This is a genomic window from Kocuria coralli (assembly GCF_008831305.1).
Lineage (GTDB): Bacteria > Actinomycetota > Actinomycetes > Actinomycetales > Micrococcaceae > Kocuria > Kocuria coralli.
On record NZ_ML708617.1, the window covers coordinates 62,060 to 80,903 of the forward strand.

The window sequence follows — 18,844 nt, forward strand, 5'->3', positions numbered from 1 at the left end:
GCAGGCCCATGATCGGTGCCGATGCCATCCGCGGGCACATCACCCTGATGGTGCTGGCCATCCTCGAGCACCAGCCGTCGTACGCCTACGAGATCTCGCGCACCATCACCGAGATCTCCGGAGGCACCTACGCCATGAAGCAGACCACGTTGTACACCGCCGTCAAACGGCTGGAGTCCCTCGGCTACCTCGACTCCTACGACGCCACCTCCGACTCCGGCAAGTCGCGCACCTATTACCGGCTGACCGGGCCGGGCCGCGCGCACCTGGATGAGAAACGCGCTGAATGGCAGCAGACACGAGACCTCGTCGATCACTTCGTGAAAGGAGATGGACGGCCGTGAACGTCATCGACTCCTACCTGGACACCCTTTTCGCCCCCTATCCCAACACCGCACAGATGCAACGAGCCCGCCGGGAACTGCGGGACATGATGGAGGACAAATTCCACGCGCTGGTCGCCAGCGGCGTGGGGGAGTCCCAGGCCGTGGGGACGGTGATCGCCGAGTTCGGCTCCCTGGACGAGATCGCCCCGGTCCTGGGCATCGACGTGGAGATGGGCGAGGCCGCCGGGGCGAGGCAGGCGCGTGAGACGACGGCGCCCCCGCTGGACCCTCATCGCGCCCTGCGCTACGTCGATGCCGTCCGCGCCTCCCGCTTCACCGGCGGGGTCTCCACGGCGCTGTTCGTCCTGAGCCCGGTGCCGCTTCTGCTGCTGCTGGCGATCTTCCGCGACAGCACCGGCATGGCCTCGGGGATCACCGTGGGGATCGGCATCGCGGGCGTGCTGGTGATCGTGCTGCTCGGCATCCTGCTGAACATGCGGCGCGGCGAGCAGCTGGCCGAGTTCGAGGACATCGAGAACGGCGCCTTCACCACCACGGCCAGGATCGAGGAGGTGGCGCACCGCCTGGAGGCGGAGCACCGTAGGCAGTCCTCCCGGGGGTGGATGATCGCCATCTCCCTCTGGGTGCTGTGCGCCGTGCCGCTGATCGTGCTGTCCCTTATCTCGGAGGGCAACAGCCCCCTGCCCCTGATCGGGGTGGTGCTGACGATCACCATGGTGGCCATCGGCCTGGTGGTCGTCTCGACCACGACGTGGTCCGACGCCGTCGTCGAGACGCTGATCGGCGAGGACCCGGACGAAGACGACGAGGACGCGGTCATGCACCCCGTGGTGCGCGCGATCACGGCCGTCTACTGGCCGGTGGTCGTCGCGGTCTACCTGGGCTGGAGCTTCCTGGGCAGCGCATGGTCGCAGTCCTGGCTCGTGTGGCCCATCGCCGGCGTCCTGTACGCGGGCCTGCTGGCCCTCGGGCGCGTGCTCGATGAGAACAGGGCGCAGTCGGATCGTTCCGCCTCGAACTGAGGCGAGCGGCATGCCGCCGCTCGACATGATGCCGGGGTGGTCCTGCACATCCGATCGGATGTACGGGACCACCCCGGCATCGGTGCCCGGAGCCGGCCGGTGACTAGGAGATCACCGAGTCCACCAGCGCCTTGGCCTCCTCCTGGACCCGCTTGAGGTGGTCTTCGCCGATGAAGGACTCGGCGTAGATCTTGTAGACGTCCTCGGTGCCTGACGGGCGGGCGGCGAACCAGGCGTTGTCGGTGGTCACCTTGAGCCCGCCCACGGCCTCGCCGTTGCCGGGAGCCTTGGTGAGCTTGGCCGTGATCGGGTCGCCGGCCAGCGTCTCGGCCGTGACCTGCTCGGGGGAGAGCTTCTTCAGGGCCGCCTTCTGGTCCCGGTCGGCCGGGGCGTCGATGCGCTGGTAGACCGGCGCGCCGAACCGTTCGGTCAGCTCGGCGTAGCGCTGCGAGGGCGTCTTACCCGTGACCGCCGTGATCTCCGCCGCCAGCAGCGCGAGGATGATGCCGTCCTTGTCGGTGGACCACACCGAGCCGTCCCGGCGCAGGAAGGAGGCGCCTGCGGACTCCTCGCCGCCGAAGCCGATCGTGCCCTCCAGGAGGCCCGGCACGAAGTACTTGAAGCCCACAGGCACCTCGACCAGTTCACGGCCCAGGGACTCCGCCACCCGGTCGATGATCGACGACGACACCAGGGTCTTGCCGATCCCGGCCGACGGGTTCCAGCCGTCTCGGTGGGTGTACAGGTAGTCGATGGCGACCGCGAGGTAGTGGTTGGGGTTCATCAGACCGGCATCGGGGGTCACGATGCCGTGACGGTCGGTGTCGGCGTCGTTGCCGGTGGCGATGTCGTACTTGTCCCGGTTGCCGATGAGCGAGGCCATGGCATTGGGGGAGGAGCAGTCCATCCGGATCTTCTCGTCCCAGTCCAGGGTCATGAAGGCCCACTGGGGATCCACGTCCGGGTTGACGATGTCCATGTTCAGCCCGAACCGGGAGGCGATCTCCTTCCAGTACTCCACCGAGGCCGAGCCCATCGGGTCCGCCCCGATGTGCAGGCCGGAGTTCTTGATGGCCTCGATGTCGATGATCTCCGGCAGTGCGGAGACGTAGGAGTCCAGGAAGTCGAAGCTGCCCGTGGTCTCGGCCGTCCGGGCCTCGTCGAGGGAGATCCGCTTGACGTCCGCGTTGCCGCCTTCCAGCAGCTCGTTGGCGCGGTCGGCGATCCAGCCGGTCGCATCCGAGTCGGCCGGCCCACCGTGGGTCGGGTTGTACTTGAATCCGCCGTCCGACGGCGGGTTGTGCGACGGGGTGATCACGATGCCGTCCGCCAGGTCCGCGTCCCGACCGGCGTTGTAGGTCAGGATCGCGTGCGAGAGCGCCGGGGTGGGGGTGTAGCCCTCACGGGAGTCCAGCAGCACGTTCACGCCGTTGGCGGCCAGCACCTCCAGGGCGGTGTCCTGGGCGACGTCGGACAGGGCATGGGTGTCCTTGCCCATGAAGAGGGGGCCGGTGGTGCCCTGGGCGGCCCGGTACTCGACGATCGCCTGGGTGATCGCCGCGATATGAGAGTCGTTGAACGACGATTTCAGTGAGGTCCCTCGGTGTCCCGAGGTCCCGAACGCCACCCGCTGTCCCGGATCGTTCAGATCCGGCTGGCGTGAGGCATAGGCCTCCAGCAGCTCAGCGATGTCGACAAGATCTTCCGGAAGGGCGACGGTGCCCGCGCGATTAGCCATGAGGCCAACGGTAGGCCAGGTGAGTGACTCCGGTCACCCGGCACGCGCAATTGCCCGTCACATTGTGTGCAGATCGGCGGCGAACGGATAGGACGGCTGGGCGCCCGCCACGGTGGCCGCATGGGCGGCGACCCGCATGGCCAGCGCGGTGGCCTCGGCCAGAGGCGCGCCTCCCGAGGTCGCCGCGAGCAGCGCTCCCAGGACGGCGTCCCCGCAGCCGGTCGTATCCACCGCCTCGACCTCGTGACCGGCGATCTCGGTGACGCGCAGCTGGTCGTGCTCCGGGGCCGAGGCTTCCGCGGAGCCGGGGGAGACCGCGGCCCCTTTCTCGTGTTCGATCACGACGGCGCCCCTGGCGCCCAGGGTCACCACGAGCGAGCCGACGCCGGTGGCCGCGCACAGGGCCCGCCCGCGCTCCCGCCACCCTCCGCCGGAGCCGGCCCCGAACGCGTCGAGGATCTGCCCTATCTCGTGCTCGTTGACCACCAGGACGTCCGTGGCCGCCAGCAGCTCGGGCTCTGGCAGCCGGAAGGGGGAGGGGTTCAGGAAGACGGGGACGCCGAGTGCGCGTGCGTGCCGTGCGGCGGCGATGACGGTCTCTCCCGGGATCTCGAAGGTCAGCCCGAGTGCCCCCGCCCCCTCCAGCGCGGCCTCCGGCACGTCCTCGGGCCGCAGCTCGCCGTTGGCGCCGGCCGAGATGATGATCGTGTTCTCGCCGTCGGCGGAGACGGTGATGACCGCGGTGCCGGTCGGTGTCCGCTGGAGCGCGCGGACGTGGCCGGTGTCCACGCCGTCGTCGTCGAGGGAACCGAGGAGGAGGCGGCCGTGGGCGTCGTCGCCGACCGCGCCGACCATGCGCACCCTAGCTCCCAGCCGAGCCGCCGCGACCGCCTGGTTGGCGGACTTGCCGCCGGGGGCGATGGACAGAGGGCCGCCCGTGAGCGTCTCCCCGGGCCGGGGGTGGCGCTCGGTGCGGACCACCAGGTCGGCATTGAGCGAGCCCACGACGCACACCGTCCCGGCCTGGATCTCCATGTCAGGCCTCCTGCGCACGGGGCTCGCCGAGTGCCCGTACGGCGTCGACCACCAGGTCCCAGAACCCCGCGTGATCCAGCTCGGTGGACACGGCGGTCGGGCACTCCTCCGGCTCCAGGCCCCGGAGGTCCACGACCGTCTGCCCGGCCGTGAGCTCACCGTGCAGTTCGACATCGACGGGCGCCCGGCGAACTCCGACGAATTCAGGAGCGATCACGCGGGCCACCGCGACCGGATCGTGGCACGGCGGGTCCGTGAAGGCCTGGTTGTGCCGGTAGGCATGGCGGTAACTGCGGATCAGCCCGACGGCGATCTCGCCCGGGCGCGTCCCCAGCCCGGCGAAACGCGCCTCGACCTCCGGCGTCGCCAGCGACTGGTGGGTGGTGTCCAGGCCCACCATCGTGACCGGCCAGCCGGCGGTGAAGACCGCCCGGGCGGCCTCGGGGTCCACGGCGACGTTGAACTCGGCCACCGGGGTCACGTTGCCCGTGGCCACGCCGCCGCCCATGAGCACGACCTCCCGTACCCGGCCGACGATCTCCGGGTACTGCCGGATGGCCAGCGCCAGGTTCGTGAGCGGGCCGGTGGCGATGAGGGTGATCTCCCCGGGCTGCGCGTCGAGCACCGTGCGGGCGATGACCTCCACGGCATGGCGGCGGTCCGGCGCATAACGGGGCTCCGGGAGTTCCACCAGCCCCAGCCCGGTGTCCCCGTGGATGTCCCTCGCCGTCAGGGGTTCGCGTACCAGGGGGCGGTCGGCGCCGGCGGCCACCGGGATCCCGTCCAGGCCCAGGGCGTCGGCCAGGCAGAGCGCGTTCCGGGTGACCTTCTCCAGGGTCTGGTTGCCGCCGCACACCGTCACGGCCAGGAGCTCCACCTCGGGGCTGCCGTGGGCGAGCATGAGTGCCAGGGCGTCGTCGATGCCGGGATCGCAGTCGATGAGAACTTTGCGGGTCATGCCCCTAAGGTATCGGCCCCGGCCCCGGCAGAACGGAGCTCAGCCGACCTGCAGCTCGCCCATGTCGTCCCAGTCGTCGCCTTCGATCTGACGGGAGATGATCTTGGGGGTGGCGCGCAGGTACTGCGGGAAGTCGCGCTGCATCTTCTCGAAGTGCGGGGAGGAGACGTGGGCCTCGGCGGCATCGTCGTCGAAGGCCTCCACCAGGACGAACTCGTACGGGTCCTCGATCGACCGGGACCACTGGAACCACTTGTTGCCGGGCTCGGCGCGGGTGGCGTCGGTGAACTCCCGGACCAGCTCGGGCCACTGATCGACGTACTCGGGCTTCACGGGCATCTTCACGACGATGAAAATCACGCGGATCACTCCTTCGACTCGTGTTCGACTCGTGCCGGGCGCAGCCCCGGCGTACTCGTCGATCGTGGCACACCGGCGCCACGGCGGGCCACGACGACGTCTCCTGCCCGGCGCCTCTTCGCCACCGGCTGACCGCCGCGGGGCCGGCGGGCCTCAGCCCAGCCGGCCGCGCACCTGCTCGGCCAGCGCCAGGAGCCCGATGTCGGCGCCGGGGCGGCCGATCAGCTGGATCCCCATGGGCACGCGGCTCCCGCCGAACTCGGAGCGCTCCCAGGTGGTCGGCACCACGACGGCGGGCAGCCCCACCACGTTGACGATCGAGGTGAACGGCGTGTAGCGGCACTGCCTCTCGTAGTCCTGGGCCGCCGAGGCGGGATCCGCGGGATCGAAACCCTCCCACCACCAGCCCAGCGGCCGGGGCGTCTGGGCCAGGGCCGGGGTCAGGACGACGTCGTAGGCGTCCCACGCCCGCAGGGTGGCCTTCTCGAGGTCCCGGAGCACGCGGACGGCGATCGCCAGGTCGGTGGCGGACCGTTCCAGGGCCGCGCGCCGGTAGTGCCTGGCCAGTCCGGTCAGCCGGTCCTCCTGCTCGGCGTCCAGCGGGGCGACGCCCAGGGACGTGGTCCACAGCGCGAAGAAGGCCTCCGGATACCGGGGGTCGTAGCCGAAATCCGCCTCCGCGACCTCGTGCCCCGCGGCCCGCAGGGCGTCGACGCCGGCCTGCAGCGCCGATGAGGCCTCGGGGGAGACCGGCGTGGGATGGGCGGAGTTGAAGGGCGACGCGGTGGACACCCCGATCCGCAGCGGCCGCTGGCCCCAGGGCATCCGGCCGCGGGCGGCGCCGAGCACGGCCTCCAGCGCGGGGGAGGAGTCCTCGACCGCGGTGCGGAACCGCCCGGCGGTGGGTTCGGCGATCGCGTCCGCGGCAGTGTCCCGCCACGGGGACGCGGCCTGCCGGGCCCCCGGTGCGCTGACGGGGCGGAACAGGCGGTTGCCTCCCGGCACGGTGCGCAGATGCGCCGTGAGCCCGTCGAAGACCAGCGCCGCGTCGGCGGGAGTGCGGGCGAGGGGGCCCTGGACGGCCAGCTGCGTGTGGTCGGCCAGCCCGTCGCCGACAGGCACCATCCCGCGCGAGGGTTTCAGCCCGATCAGGCCGCAGGCGGCCGCCGGGATGCGGATCGACCCGCCCGCGTCGGAGCCCACCGCTACGGGAAGCGCCCCGGCGGCCACGGCCGCGGCCTGCCCGCCGGAGGAACCGCCGGAACCGCATTCCAGGTCGTAGGGATTGCGCGAGGGCGCCGCCACCAGGTTCTCGCTGTAGCAGTTGAGCCCGAATTCCGGGACCTGCGTCTTGGCGAACAGCAGGGCCCCATGAGCGCGGTGGAGGGCTGCCGTCTCATCGTCCGCGACCGCCACCGGGGCCGACGAGGGGCCGCCCGGGGCCAGCACCAGCGACCCCTGGGTGGTGGGTTGCCCCTCCACCTCCTGGAGGTCCTTGAGGGCCATGGGCAGGCCGTGCCACCGTCCGCGGTCCCAGGAGGGACGATCGTCCAGCGCGGAGGCTGCAGCGGTGACCTCGGCGGCCGGGGCGATGTGCACGAACGCGCCCAGCGCCGGGCCCGAATCCGGGTTCTCCACGGCGACCGCGCGCTCGCGGACCGCCGTCGCGACCTCGCCGGAGGACACCCGGCCGTGGCGCAGCGCGTCGCGCAACGCCACGGCATCGGTCAGGGGCAGCTCATCGGTCGTGCGCGGCGATGGCATCGGAGAGGACATCCAGTCCTTCGCGCAGCAGTTCGTCCGTGATCGTCAGCGGGGGCAGCAGCCGCACGATATTGCCGTACGTGCCGCAGGTCAGGATGATCACGCCCTTCCCGAGACACTCGGCGGCGACGGCCTTGGCCGCTTCGGGGTGGGGATCGCGGCTCCCGGGCTTCACGAACTCCAGGGCGATCATCGCTCCGCGTCCGCGGACCTCGCCGACCACGCCGGTGCCCTCCACCAGGGAGTCCAGGGAGGCGTGGATCACGGCCTCGATGTGCTTGGCCCGGGACTTCAGGTCCCATTCCTCGATGGTGTCCAGCGCGCCGATCGCAGCGGCGCAGGTCACCGGATTGCCGCCGTAGGTTCCGCCCAGGCCACCGCCGTGCACGGCGTCCAGCAGCTCCGCGCGCCCGACGACGGCGGACAGCGGCATCCCTCCGGCCACGCCCTTGGCGATGGTCATCAGATCCGGGACGACGCCCTCGTGCTCCACGGCGAACCACTCACCGGTGCGTGCCACCCCGGACTGCACCTCGTCGGCCACGAACAGGGCGCCGTTGTCGGTGCACCACTCGGAGAGGGCCGGCAGGAACCCGTCAGCCGGGACGATGAAGCCCCCCTCGCCCTGGATCGGCTCGATCACGACGGCCGCGACGTTGTCGGCACCGATCTGCTTGTCGACCATCTCCAGGGCGCGCCGGGCCGCCTCCGCGCCGTTCATGCCCTCGGGGTCGCGGAAGGGGTAGGACACCGGGACGCGGTAGATCTCCGGGGCGAACGGCCCGAAGCCGTTCTTGTAGGGCATGTTCTTGGCCGTCATGGCCATGGTGACGTTGGTGCGGCCGTGGTAGGCGTGGTCGAAGACCACGATGGCGTCGCGCCCGGTGGCCACGCGCGCGATCTTGACCGCGTTCTCCACGGCCTCGGCCCCCGAGTTGAACAGGGCGACCTTCTTGGCGTGATCGCCGGGGGTGATCGCCACCAGGCGCTCGGCCAGCTCCACGTACCCCTCGTAAGGGGTCACCATGAAGCACGTGTGGGTGAAGCGCTCCACGGAGTTCTTCACGTTCTCGACCACCTTGGGCGCGGAGCCGCCCACCGTGGTCACGGCGATGCCGGAACCGAAATCGATCAGCGAGTTGCCGTCGACGTCGACGACGACCCCTCCGTCCACGTCGGCGGCGTAGACGGGAACGGAGGAGGCCACGCCGGTGGCGATCACCGAGCTCCGCCGGTCCGCCAGGGCCCGGGACTTCTCGCCCGGGAACTCGCCGGCGATCTCGCGCTTCTGCGGCAGCCGGTACTGGATTTCGCTCATCGACGGGTCCTTCCGTGTTCTGGCCGTGCACCCGGGTTTCCCCGCGATGGGGCGGGTCCAGGGGGCCGTGTGGTGTCTGTGCTCATCGTCTCATGCCCGCCGCGCGAGGGGACCTCGCCGCTGACGTGCTGATGACCCCGGAACCAGGGGTCTTACGGTCATCAGCACGTCAGCGGCGTCCGGCCGCCGGTCACGCGATCAGCTCCAGGGGCTCTCCGCGCCGATGTACTGCACGGTGCTGTACTCCTCGATGCCCTCGGAGCCGCCCTCGCGGCCCACGCCCGACTGCTTGACGCCGCCGAACGGGGCCGCCGCGTTGGAGATCACCCCCAGGTTCAGACCCATGAGCCCGAACTCGATGCGGTCGGCCACCCGGTAGGCGCGCCGGTGGTCCTCGGTGAACACGTACGAGGCCAGGCCGTACTCCGTGGTGTTGGCGATCCGGACGGCGTCGTCCTCGTCCGTGAAGGTGATGACGGGCGCCACCGGGCCGAAGATCTCCTCGCAGGAGACCCGGGCGTCCTCGGGGACGTCGGCCAGCACGGTGGGGGCGTAGAAGTAGCCCTTCTCCCCGACGCGGTGCCCGCCGGTGACCACCCGGGCGCCCTTGGCCACGGCGTCCTCCACGAAGGCGGTCACCGACTCCAGGGCCTTGGCGTCCACGAGCGGACCCACCTTGGCGTCCTCGAGGGTCCCGTCGCCCACGGCCAGCTCCGAGAGCTTCGCGGCCAGCTTCGAGGTGAACTCCTCCGCGATCGACTCGTGCACCAGGATCCGGTTCGCGGCCGTGCAGGCCTCGCCCATGTTGCGCATCTTGGCGGCCACAGCGCCCGTCACGGCCTTGTCGAGGTCGGCGTCGTCGAACACGATCAGCGGCCCGTTGCCCCCCAGCTCCATGGAGGTGCGCAGGACGTGATCCGCGGCGTCCTTCATGAGCTGCTTGCCCACGGGGGTCGAGCCCGTGAAGGAGACCTTGCGCAGCCGGGGATCGGACATGATCGGCTCCGAGACGGCCGAAGCCGACATGGAGGTCACCACGTTGAGCACGCCCGCCGGAAGCCCCGCGTCGATCATGATCTGGGCGAAGTACTGGGAGGTCAGCGGCGTGAGCTTGGCCGACTTGAGCACCATGGTGCAGCCGGCGGCCACGGCCGGGGTCACCTTGCGGGTGGCCATGGCCAGCGGGAAGTTCCACGGCGTGATCAGGTAGCAGGGCCCCACGGGCTTGTGCCGGACGACGACCTGCAGGTTGCCCTCGGGCGAGGACACCGTGCGGCCGTAGTGCCGCACGGCCTCCTCGGAGAACCAGCGCAGGAACTCGCCGCCGTAGGTCACCTCCCCGTTCGCCTCGGCCAGCGGCTTGCCCATCTCCAGGGTCATCAGCAGCGCCAGGTCCTCGCGGCGCTCCTGGACGAGGTCGAAGGCGCGGCGGAGGATCTCGGCGCGTTCGCGCGGGGCGGTCCGGGCCCAGTCCTCCTGGGCCTGCGCGGCGGCGTCCATGGCGGCCTGCGCGTCCTCGGGCGTGGCCGATGCCAGCGTGGCCAGGACCTCGCCGGTCGCCGGGTTCTCGACGTCGAAGGTCGACCCGTCGGAGGCGTCCTGCCACGTCCCGTTGATCAGAAGGCCCTTGGGCGTGCGGGCCAGGAGATCCTCGATCTGCTCGGCGGAGACGGACGGATCGCCCGAGGCGATGACGGTGTGATCGGTCATTTGACGGACCTCCTTCGCTGGCTGCCGCCCTCGGCAGCCTGGGGGAGCGAGGCGGCCGGGCGCCCCGCTGGGTTCGGTTTCATCCTAGGCACGCGCGGGGAGCGGGCGGAGGGTCTCAGGACATCTTCCTTGGTCTTCAGCGCACAGCGCACGCCGGTCGCCCGATGACCCGGCGGGCTCGTGGTGAGATGATCCTGGCATCACGAACGGAGACCAGATGACCCCCCATGCAGTGAGCCCCGCCACGACCGGTCAGCCCGGCGCCCCCGACAACCACGAGACCATCCGCGTCCAGGGCGCCCGGGAGAACAACCTGAAGGGGATCGACGTCGAGATCCCCAAGCGCCGCCTGACGGTGTTCACCGGGGTCTCCGGATCCGGGAAGAGCTCCCTGGTCTTCGGCACCATCGCCGCCGAGTCCCAGCGCCTGATCAACGAGACCTACAGCACCTTCGTCCAGGGTTTCATGCCCGCCCTGGCCCGGCCCGACGTCGACGTCCTGGAGGGGCTGACGACGGCGATCATCGTGGACCAGGAGCGGATGGGGGCCAACGTGCGCTCGACCGTCGGCACCGTGACCGACGCCAACGCCATGCTGCGCATCCTGTTCAGCAGGCTGGGGACCCCGTACGTCGGCTCGGCCAAGGCGTTCTCCTTCAACGTGGCCACGATCAGCGGCAAGGGCGCGGTGACCCTGCAGAAGGACGGCAAGGAGGTCAGGGAACGCCGTGAGTTCAGCGTCACCGGCGGCATGTGCCCCCGGTGCGAGGGCCTGGGGCGGGTCTCCGACGTCAACCTCGCCGCGATCTACGACGCCTCCAAGTCCCTCAGCGACGGCGGCCTGACCGTTCCCGGCTACAGCATGGACGGCTGGTACGGGCGGCTCTACGGCGGCTCCGGCTACTTCGACATGGACAAGCCCATCGGCGAGTTCACCGAGCAGGAGCTCCAGGACCTGCTCTACCGGGAGCCCATCAAGATCAAGGTGGACGGGATCAACCTGACCTACGAGGGTGTGATCCCGCGTATCCAGAAGTCCATGCTGTCCAAGGAGCGGGAGGCGCTGCAGCCGCATATCCGCGCCTTCGTGGACCGGGCTATCACCTTCACCGCCTGCCCGGACTGCGGGGGTACCCGGCTGAACGAGGCCGCCCGGTCGGCCAGCATCGGCGGTGTCTCGATCGCCGATGCCTGCGCGATGCAGATCAGCGACCTCGCCGAGTGGGTCCGGGGGATCGACGAGCCCTCGGTCCGCCCCCTGCTGAACTCGCTGACGGAGCTGCTGGACTCCTTCGTCGAGATCGGGCTGGGGTACCTGGCGCTGGAGCGCTCGTCGTCGTCGCTGTCCGGAGGTGAGGCGCAGCGCACCAAGATGATCCGGCACCTCGGCTCGCCCCTGACCGACGTCACCTATGTCTTCGACGAGCCCACGGTGGGCCTGCACCCCCATGACATCCAGCGGATGAACAGCCTGCTGCTGCAGCTGCGCGACAAGGGCAACACGGTTCTGGTGGTCGAGCACAAGCCGGAGACCATCGTGATCGCCGATCACGTGGTGGACCTCGGACCGCTCGCGGGCACCGGGGGCGGGCAGGTGACCTTCGAGGGCACCGTCGAAGGCCTGCGGGACAGCGACACCCTGACCGGACGCCACCTGGGTGATCGCGCCTCGCTCAAGGGGTCCGTGCGCGAGCCGTCGGGCAGGATCGAGATCCGCGGGGCCCGCATGCACAACCTGCGGGACGTGGACGTCGACGTGCCCCTGGGCGTCCTGACGGTGGTCACGGGGGTCGCCGGATCCGGGAAGAGCTCCCTGATCCACGGCTTCCTCGACGACGCAGCGGGCGACGACTCCGTGATCGCCATCGACCAGGGGGCGATCAAGGGCTCGCGGCGCTCCAACCCCGCCACCTATACCGGCCTGCTCGAACCGATCCGCAAGGCCTTCGCCAAGGCCAACGGCGTGAAGCCGGCACTGTTCAGCGCCAACTCCGAAGGCGCCTGCCCCACCTGCAAGGGCGCCGGGGTGATCTACACGGACCTGGCGATGATGGCCGGGGTCGCCACGGAGTGCGAGGACTGCGAGGGAAAGCGTTTCCAGGCCGCCGTCCTCGACTACCGCCTGGGCGGCAAGGACATCAGCGAGGTGCTGTCGATGTCCGTGGCCCAGGCCCGGGAGTTCTTCGAGGGCAAGACCGAGGGCGCCGCGGAGGCGAGGATCCCCGCCGCTTCCAAGATCCTGGTGCGCCTGGACGACGTCGGACTCGGCTACATCACGCTGGGGCAGCCGCTGACCACGTTGTCCGGCGGCGAGCGGCAGCGGCTGAAGCTGGCCACCAACATGGCGGACCGGGGCGGGATCTACGTGCTCGACGAGCCCACCACGGGCCTGCACCTCGCCGACGTCCAGCAACTGCTGGCGCTGCTGGACAAGCTCGTCGAATCGGGCAAGTCCGTGATCGTGATCGAGCACCATCAGGCGGTCATGGCCCACGCGGACTGGATCATCGACCTCGGCCCCGGGGCGGGCTCCGACGGCGGCCGGGTGGTCTTCGAGGGCACGCCCGCCGAGCTGGTGGCCGACGCCGGGACGCTGACCGGAGAGCATCTGGCCCGGTACGTCGAGGGGTAGCCGCGGTCAGCTCTCCACGCTGTCGTCGTCGTGGAGCTCTTCCTCCCGGTCCTGCGCCGCATGCTCGTGCGTGTGGTGCAGGGCATCAAGGAAGAGATGGGTCACGTGCTCGTCCATGAGCTGGTACCGGCTCTGGCGCCCGTGGCGGACGGCCTGCACCAGGTTCGCCTGCCGCAGGACCTTCAGATGCTGGGAGACCAGCGGCTGGGACAGCTCGAGGTGCTCGACCAGCTCGCCCACGTAACAGGGCGACTCGGTGAGCCGGTGCACGATCGCCGACCGGGCGGGGTTGGACAGCGCGGAGAAGATCAGGGACACGGCGGCGTAGGGCGCCAGCTGCGGGTTCTCGTCGTTCATGCGCTCTCTTCTCGCGGTCGCCGGCATCCCGGCCGGGGCCGGCCCGGACCAGGGTATGCGCTGTCCACGATGCTACGGAGCCATCCGGCTGCTCACGGAATCCACCGGAATCCACCGGGCTCCTCCGCCCCCGGGCGCCGGTGGACGTGCCCTTGGTCACGGCGGCGTGCAACGGTGCGTATTGTGGGGGCGTTACGGGCACCGACAACCGGACAGGAGCACGACCGTGGACAACATCGACAACTTGCCCAGCGCATCCGTGGACGAGATCCCGGCTGAGGCCAAGATCCTGGACGTCCGTGAGGACTTCGAATGGGAGGCCGGGCACATCGAAGGCGCCCAGCACATTCCCCTGGGCCAGCTCTCCGAGCGCTACGGGGAGGTCCCGCTCGACGTCGACGTCTACGTGATCTGCCGCACCGGCGGGCGTTCGCTCAAGGCCACGGCATTCCTGGCCGGCACCGGTTTCGACCCGATCAACGTGCTCGGCGGCATGGGGGCCTGGGCGGATGCGGAGAAGCCCATGGTCTCCGATCTCGGCGCCGAACCCCACGTGAAGTAGCGGCCCAGCGCACATGACCATCGCATATCTGGGTCCGGCAGGGACCTTCACCGAGGCCGCCCTGCGGCAGGTCGACCCCGACGGGAACGATCACCTCCCCGCGAGCTCGGTGCCCGCTGCCCTGGCCGCCGTGAGGGAGGGGCGAGCCTCCTCGGCCGTGGTGCCGATCGAGAACTCCGTCGAGGGCGGGGTCTCGGCGACCCTGGATGCCGTTGCCACCGGCCCCGAACTGCGGATCCTGGCCGAGATGCTCGTGCCCATCCGTTTCGACCTGGTGGCGCTCGAGGACAAGCCTCTGACGGCGATCAGGGCCGTCTCCACTCATTCGCACGCCTGGGCGCAGGTGCGTCAGTGGGCGGAGGCCAGTATTCCGCAGGCGGAATACATCCCGGCGTCCTCCACCGCCGCAGGCGCTCTCGGCCTGCTGGGGGCGACGGCGGCTCCCTATGATGCCGCCATCTGCGCCCCCAACGTCAGCGAGGCCCACCCGGAACTCGTGGTACTGGCCGAGAACATCGGCGACAACCCGGAGGCCGTGACCCGGTTCGTGCACCTGGGCGGCCCGGATTCGGCGTTGCCCGGCAGGACCGACGCGGATCGCACCACGCTGGTCATCCCCCTGTGGGAGGACCGGGCCGGGGCCCTGATGGAGATCCTGGAGCAGTTCGCCACGCGCGGGGTGAACCTCAGCCGGATCGAGTCCCGCCCCACGGGCAACTACCTGGGGGACTACTTCTTCAGCGTCGACATCGACGGTCATATCGAGGACGAACGCGTCGCGGAGGCCCTGGTCGGCCTGCGGCGGATCTGTCCCACCACACGCTTCCTGGGCTCCTACGCCCGGGCGGACCACAAACCGGCCACCGTCGCCAGTCACCACACCGACGGTGCATTCACCCAGGCCAGGGACTGGGTGGCCGGCTTACGGGCTCAGAAGAGCTGAGCCGTACAACAGAGGATCGAGGCGCACGGCAAAGGGGCCGCTGCGTGAAAGTGGGTAGCCATGGTTGAACAACTCGAAGGCTGGGAGCAGACCCTCACAGCCGGACCCCTCCTAGCCATCGCAGCAGCGGCCATCGTCGTGCTGCTGGTGCTCATCATCCAGTTCAAGGTCCATGCCTTCCTGGCGCTGATCGTGATCAGCGGCCTGACGGCCGTGGCGACCGGCATCCCGATGGATGCCGTCGTGCCCGTGATGACCAGCGGATTCGGCAACACGCTGTCCACCGTGGCGCTGCTGGTCGGCCTGGGCGCCATGCTCGGACGGCTGCTGGAAACCTCCGGCGGGGCGCAGGTGCTGGCGGACAAACTCATCGGCATCTTCGGTGAGAAGCGGGCGCCGCTGGCCTTGGGCATCGCCTCCCTGCTGTTCGGCTTCCCGATCTTCTTCGACGCCGGCCTGGTGGTCATGCTCCCGGTCGTGTTCTCGGTCGCCCGCCGTCTGGGCGGCTCAGTGCTGCGGTACGCGCTGCCGGCCGTCGGCGGTTTCTCGGCGATGCACATCTTCCTGCCGCCCCACCCGGGGCCGGTCGCCGCATCGGCGTTCTTCGAGGCCAACGTGGGCATCGTGCTGCTGCTCGGCCTGATCGTGGCCCTGCCTGCCTGGTACCTGAGCTCCTACCTGTTCGGCCTCTACTCCGGAAAGCGCATCAACCTCCCGGTGCCCACGATCCTGGGCAAGGCCGAGGACGTGCAGAACCCGCCGAAGACCGCCACCGTGGTCCTCATCCTGCTGCTGCCGCTGATCCTGATCTTCCTGAACACCGGCCTGACCACCCTGCTCAATGCGGGGCTCATCCCCGAGAGCGTGGGCGGTGACCTCTGGTACCAGGTCCTGGTGGCCGTGGGGCAGACACCCGTGGCACTGACCATCACCCTGATCGTCGCGGCCCTCCTGATCGGCAGGGCCCGCGGCGTGAGCGGCAGCGCCATCGAGAAGACCTTCGAGTCGGCGCTCGGCCCGGTCTGCTCGGTCATCCTGATCACCGGTGCCGGTGGCATGTTCGGCGGCGTGCTGCGCTCCTCGGGCATCGGTGACGCCCTGGCGGATGTGCTCTCCGACATGGGCGTGCCCGTGATCCTGGCGGGCTTCCTGATCGCGCTCATCCTGCGCGTGGCCCAGGGCTCGGCAACCGTCGCCCTGACCACGGCGGCCGGCCTGATCGCCCCGGCGGTCATGGCCGGGGCCTACAACGAGGTCCAGGTGGGCGCCCTGGTGCTGGCCATCGCCGCCGGATCCGTGGCCCTGTCCCACGTCAACGACTCCGGCTTCTGGCTGGTCGGCCGGCTCCTCGAGATGGACGTGAAGACCACGTTCAAGACCTGGACGGTGCTGGAGACCATCATCGGCGTGGTCGGCTTCGCGATCGCGGGGGTGATCTTCGTGGCAGCAGGAGCTTTCTGACTCCTCCCCCAACCCAACCCAACCCGCCCCCGCCCCCTCCCCCCCCCCCCCCCCCCCCCCCCCCCCGCCCCCCCCCCCCCCGCCGAGTGTCCGATCGCATACCGGAAATCGCGGAAAATCGGTCCGCAATCGGACACTCGGCGGGTGGGGAGAGTGGGGAGAGTGGGAGAGGGCAGGTCAGGCCAGGAGGTCGTTNTGGGGAGAGTGGGGAGAGTGGGAGAGGGCAGGTCAGGCCAGGAGGTCGTTGGCCTCATCACCCTGCGACGGCGGAACCCTGAGGTAGAGCGCCTCCGGCATGATCTTCGCCTCGAAGGCCGTGATCCGGCCGATCCCGTCGCCGTCGATCTGCGCCTCGGTCGGCTTGTGGAACTCCACCCGGACCTTGCGGCACGAGGAGTGCTCCATCGAGGGCAGATCGTGGCGCTGCTTGAAGATGATCTTGCTGGTCAGCGTCACCCACCCGAGCGGGCCGCGGGGTGCGATCACCACGACGTCGAGCCGCCCATCGTTGATCTTCGCGACCGGTACGAGCACCAGGCCGCCGGTCAGCACGCCGCAGTTGGCCGCCAGGATCGAGCGCAGGCGCTTGGTCTGCCACGGGCCGTCGTCGATGCTGTAGCGGGTCCACACCGGCTCGGCGGTGATCCTCCGCATCCCGGCTTCGATGTAGGCCATCCATCCGATCTGGCGCTTGAGCTCCTCGCTGGTGTTGGTCATGATCTCGGCGTCGAAGCCCGCCCCGCCCATCACGCACGAGGCATGGGTGAAGTGCTCGCCCCGCATGTTCTCGGTGGAGAAGGAGACCATGTCGATCCGGCGCTGATCGCCGAACAGGGCGATGTCCACCGAGTGGTGGATGTCGTCCAGATGCGCGCCCAGGTTGCGGGCCAGCAGGTTGCCGGTGCCCAGCGGGATGACCCCCAGCGGGGTGCCGGTGTTCGCCAGGATCTCCGCCACGGTGCGCACCGTGCCGTCACCACCTGCGGCCAGGACGACGTCGGCACCGGCCGCGAGGGCCTCGTAGGTCATGGAGGTGCCCGGATCGTCCACGGTGGTGGGCAGGAACATCGGATCCGGCCATCCCGCCTTGCGGCAGGTGACCACCAGGGTGTCGCGGGCCGAGTCGGCGTCGTACTTCGACGGATTGATCACCACGGCCACGCGCTGAGGAGAGGGGGTCGAGACCACGGGCGGCTCCTTGAAGGACGCTGGCAGGGACAGCGCGGGATGGCGATGGGTACAGGGGCAACGCTACCGGCGTTGCGAGCGTTGCCGTAACCGCGTCCCGGTGGCGCCACGACGCGCTTCCTCCGTTACCCTGACTGGGTGATCGACATCAATCTTCTCCGTGAGCACCCCGACCAGTTCCGCGCCTCCCAGATCGCACGTGGTCTCTCCCCGGACGTGGTGGACCGCGTCCTGCAGGCCGATGCCTCGCGGCGCAGTGCGATCACCGAATACGAGAACCTGCGGGCCGAGCAGAAGGTCTTCGGCAAGAAGGTCGCCCAGGCACAGGGGGAGGCCAAGCAGGCCCTCCTGGCCGAGGTCAAGGAGCTCGCCGGCCGGGTCAAGGACGCCGACACCACGGCCGCCGAGGCGCAGACCGTGATCGAAGAGCTGCTCAACGCCATGCCCAACCTGATCGTCGACGGCGTTCCCACGGGAGGCGAGGACGACTTCACCGTGGTCAAGCACGTCGGCACGCCGCGCGACTTCTCGGCCGAGGGCTTCGAACCGCGCGATCACCTGGCCATCGGCGAGCTGGTGGACGGCATCGACATGGAGCGCGGGGCCAAGGTCAGCGGCTCCCGTTTCTACTTCCTCAAGCGCGACATCGCCCGCCTGGAGACCGCGCTGCTGCGCATGGGCCAGGACCTGGCGGTGGACAACGGCTTCATCTGCCTCACCACCCCCACCCTGGTGCGTCCCGAGATCATGGGCGGCACGGGGTTCGACGTCGAGCACGACGCCGAGATCTACCGGCTCGAGAAGGACGACCTCTACCTGGTCGGCACCTCCGAGGTCGCGATCGCGGGCTACCACGCCGACGAGATCCTGGACCTGGGCGAGGCCCCCCTGCGCTACGCGGGCTGGTCCTCCTGCTACCGCCGTGAAGCCGGCTCCGCGGGCAAGGACACCAGGGGCATCATCCGCGTGCACCAGTTCAACAAACTGGAGATGTTCGTCTACTGCCCCGTCGACCAGGCGGAGGCCGAGCACGCCCGCATGCTCGAGTGGGAAGAGCACATGCTGCAGTCCTGCGGCCTGGCCTACCGGGTCATCGACACGGCGGCGGGGGACCTCGGCACCTCGGCCGCCCGCAAGTTCGACTGCGAGGCCTGGATCCCCACCCAGGGCCGCTACCGCGAGCTGACCTCGACGTCGAACTGCACCACGTACCAGGCCCGTCGCCTCAACATCCGCGAGCGCCTCGCCGACACCACCGAGGGCGGCAAGCGCAAGAAGGGCGGCACCCGGACGGTGGCCACCCTCAACGGCACTCTCGCGACCACCCGGTGGCTGGTCGCGATCCTGGAGACGCATCAGCAGGAGGACGGCTCCGTCACCATCCCCGAGGCGCTGCGCCCGTACATGCGCGGACAGGAGCGGATCGAGCCCGTGGCCTGAGGCCGGCCC

General features: G+C 70.0%; 16 protein-coding genes. 7 read left to right on the plus strand and 9 right to left on the minus strand.

Going from position 1 to position 18,844, the window contains the following annotated elements; genetic code table 11:
- The first annotated feature begins 8 nt into the window (after positions 1-8).
- On the plus strand, positions 9-344 hold the full coding sequence (locus FCK90_RS08230) for a PadR family transcriptional regulator (protein ID WP_158033827.1): 336 nt from the start codon (positions 9-11) through the stop codon (positions 342-344).
- Positions 341-1,369, plus strand: a complete 1,029-nt coding sequence (locus FCK90_RS08235; protein WP_158033828.1) for a permease prefix domain 1-containing protein — start codon at positions 341-343, stop codon at positions 1,367-1,369. The genes FCK90_RS08230 and FCK90_RS08235 overlap by 4 nt, the downstream gene beginning before the upstream one ends.
- A 103-nt stretch (positions 1,370-1,472) precedes the next feature.
- Here FCK90_RS08235 and pgm read toward each other — a convergent pair whose 3' ends face one another.
- The 7 genes from pgm to FCK90_RS08270 all read right to left on the minus strand — a co-directional run bounded on the left by pgm (position 1,473) and on the right by FCK90_RS08270 (position 10,252).
- A complete protein-coding gene (gene pgm, locus FCK90_RS08240; RefSeq protein ID WP_158033829.1) occupies positions 1,473-3,107 on the minus strand; it encodes a phosphoglucomutase (alpha-D-glucose-1,6-bisphosphate-dependent) in 1,635 nt (544 codons plus the stop codon).
- A gap of 57 nt (positions 3,108-3,164) precedes the next feature.
- Positions 3,165-4,142, minus strand: a complete 978-nt coding sequence (locus FCK90_RS08245) for a ribokinase (protein WP_158033830.1) — start codon at positions 4,140-4,142, stop codon at positions 3,165-3,167.
- 1 nt (position 4,143) lies between these two features.
- Positions 4,144-5,100, minus strand: coding sequence for a nucleoside hydrolase (locus FCK90_RS08250; RefSeq protein ID WP_158033831.1), 957 nt, complete (start codon positions 5,098-5,100; stop codon positions 4,144-4,146).
- A 39-nt stretch (positions 5,101-5,139) separates the two neighbouring features.
- Positions 5,140-5,460 (minus strand): putative quinol monooxygenase, encoded by a 321-nt coding sequence (locus FCK90_RS08255; protein ID WP_158033832.1) that lies wholly within the window; start codon positions 5,458-5,460, stop codon positions 5,140-5,142.
- A gap of 153 nt (positions 5,461-5,613) precedes the next feature.
- A complete protein-coding gene (locus FCK90_RS08260) occupies positions 5,614-7,236 on the minus strand; it encodes an amidase (protein ID WP_158033834.1) in 1,623 nt (540 codons plus the stop codon).
- Positions 7,199-8,542 carry a 4-aminobutyrate--2-oxoglutarate transaminase gene (gene gabT, locus FCK90_RS08265; protein ID WP_158033835.1) on the minus strand — a complete coding sequence of 448 codons (1,344 nt, stop codon included), beginning with the start codon at positions 8,540-8,542 and terminating at the stop codon, positions 7,199-7,201. The genes FCK90_RS08260 and gabT overlap by 38 nt, the downstream gene beginning before the upstream one ends.
- A 198-nt stretch (positions 8,543-8,740) precedes the next feature.
- The gene (locus tag FCK90_RS08270; RefSeq protein ID WP_158033836.1) at positions 8,741-10,252 is read right to left on the minus strand and encodes an NAD-dependent succinate-semialdehyde dehydrogenase; all 1,512 of its coding nucleotides are present in this window, start codon (positions 10,250-10,252) and stop codon (positions 8,741-8,743) included.
- A 217-nt stretch (positions 10,253-10,469) separates the two neighbouring features.
- Here FCK90_RS08270 and FCK90_RS08275 point away from each other — a divergent pair, with 217 nt between their 5' ends.
- The gene (locus tag FCK90_RS08275) at positions 10,470-12,884 is read left to right on the plus strand and encodes an ATP-binding cassette domain-containing protein (protein WP_158033837.1); all 2,415 of its coding nucleotides are present in this window, start codon (positions 10,470-10,472) and stop codon (positions 12,882-12,884) included.
- Positions 12,885-12,890: 6 nt separating this feature from the next.
- Here FCK90_RS08275 and FCK90_RS08280 read toward each other — a convergent pair whose 3' ends face one another.
- On the minus strand, positions 12,891-13,241 hold the full coding sequence (locus tag FCK90_RS08280; RefSeq protein WP_158033838.1) for an ArsR/SmtB family transcription factor: 351 nt from the start codon (positions 13,239-13,241) through the stop codon (positions 12,891-12,893).
- Between the two features lie 226 nt (positions 13,242-13,467).
- Here FCK90_RS08280 and FCK90_RS08285 point away from each other — a divergent pair, with 226 nt between their 5' ends.
- Genes FCK90_RS08285 through FCK90_RS08295 form a run of 3 tightly spaced genes read left to right on the plus strand, consistent with a single transcriptional unit; the run spans position 13,468 to position 16,207 of the window.
- Positions 13,468-13,803, plus strand: coding sequence for a rhodanese-like domain-containing protein (locus FCK90_RS08285; RefSeq protein WP_158033839.1), 336 nt, complete (start codon positions 13,468-13,470; stop codon positions 13,801-13,803).
- Positions 13,804-13,816: 13 nt separating this feature from the next.
- A complete protein-coding gene (pheA, locus tag FCK90_RS08290; RefSeq protein WP_158033841.1) occupies positions 13,817-14,746 on the plus strand; it encodes a prephenate dehydratase in 930 nt (309 codons plus the stop codon).
- Between the two features lie 60 nt (positions 14,747-14,806).
- Positions 14,807-16,207: a GntP family permease gene (locus FCK90_RS08295; RefSeq protein WP_158033842.1), complete on the plus strand. Its 1,401-nt coding sequence runs from the start codon at positions 14,807-14,809 to the stop codon at positions 16,205-16,207.
- Between the two features lie 228 nt (positions 16,208-16,435).
- On the opposite strand, the gene FCK90_RS08300 is transcribed toward FCK90_RS08295, so the two are convergent.
- Positions 16,436-17,395 carry a diacylglycerol/lipid kinase family protein gene (locus tag FCK90_RS08300; protein WP_158033844.1) on the minus strand — a complete coding sequence of 320 codons (960 nt, stop codon included), beginning with the start codon at positions 17,393-17,395 and terminating at the stop codon, positions 16,436-16,438.
- A 138-nt stretch (positions 17,396-17,533) separates the two neighbouring features.
- Between FCK90_RS08300 and serS the strand changes: the two genes are divergently transcribed.
- Positions 17,534-18,835 carry a serine--tRNA ligase gene (gene serS, locus FCK90_RS08305; protein ID WP_158033845.1) on the plus strand — a complete coding sequence of 434 codons (1,302 nt, stop codon included), beginning with the start codon at positions 17,534-17,536 and terminating at the stop codon, positions 18,833-18,835.
- The last annotated feature ends 9 nt before the right edge of the window (positions 18,836-18,844 follow it).

Excerpts from the sequence above, each read along its gene's own strand:
- FCK90_RS08230 (WP_158033827.1), top strand. The coding sequence starts at position 9 with ATGATCGGTGCCGATGCCATCCGCGGGCACATCACCCTGATGGTGCTG.
- pgm (WP_158033829.1), bottom strand. The coding sequence starts at position 3,107 with ATGGCTAATCGCGCGGGCACCGTCGCCCTTCCGGAAGATCTTGTCGAC.
- FCK90_RS08245 (WP_158033830.1), bottom strand. The coding sequence starts at position 4,142 with ATGGAGATCCAGGCCGGGACGGTGTGCGTCGTGGGCTCGCTCAATGCC.
- FCK90_RS08250 (WP_158033831.1), bottom strand. The coding sequence starts at position 5,100 with ATGACCCGCAAAGTTCTCATCGACTGCGATCCCGGCATCGACGACGCC.
- FCK90_RS08260 (WP_158033834.1), bottom strand. The coding sequence starts at position 7,236 with ATGTCCTCTCCGATGCCATCGCCGCGCACGACCGATGAGCTGCCCCTG.
- gabT (WP_158033835.1), bottom strand. The coding sequence starts at position 8,542 with ATGAGCGAAATCCAGTACCGGCTGCCGCAGAAGCGCGAGATCGCCGGC.
- FCK90_RS08270 (WP_158033836.1), bottom strand. The coding sequence starts at position 10,252 with ATGACCGATCACACCGTCATCGCCTCGGGCGATCCGTCCGTCTCCGCC.
- FCK90_RS08275 (WP_158033837.1), top strand. The coding sequence starts at position 10,470 with ATGACCCCCCATGCAGTGAGCCCCGCCACGACCGGTCAGCCCGGCGCC.
- FCK90_RS08280 (WP_158033838.1), bottom strand. The coding sequence starts at position 13,241 with ATGAACGACGAGAACCCGCAGCTGGCGCCCTACGCCGCCGTGTCCCTG.
- pheA (WP_158033841.1), top strand. The coding sequence starts at position 13,817 with ATGACCATCGCATATCTGGGTCCGGCAGGGACCTTCACCGAGGCCGCC.
- FCK90_RS08295 (WP_158033842.1), top strand. The coding sequence starts at position 14,807 with ATGGTTGAACAACTCGAAGGCTGGGAGCAGACCCTCACAGCCGGACCC.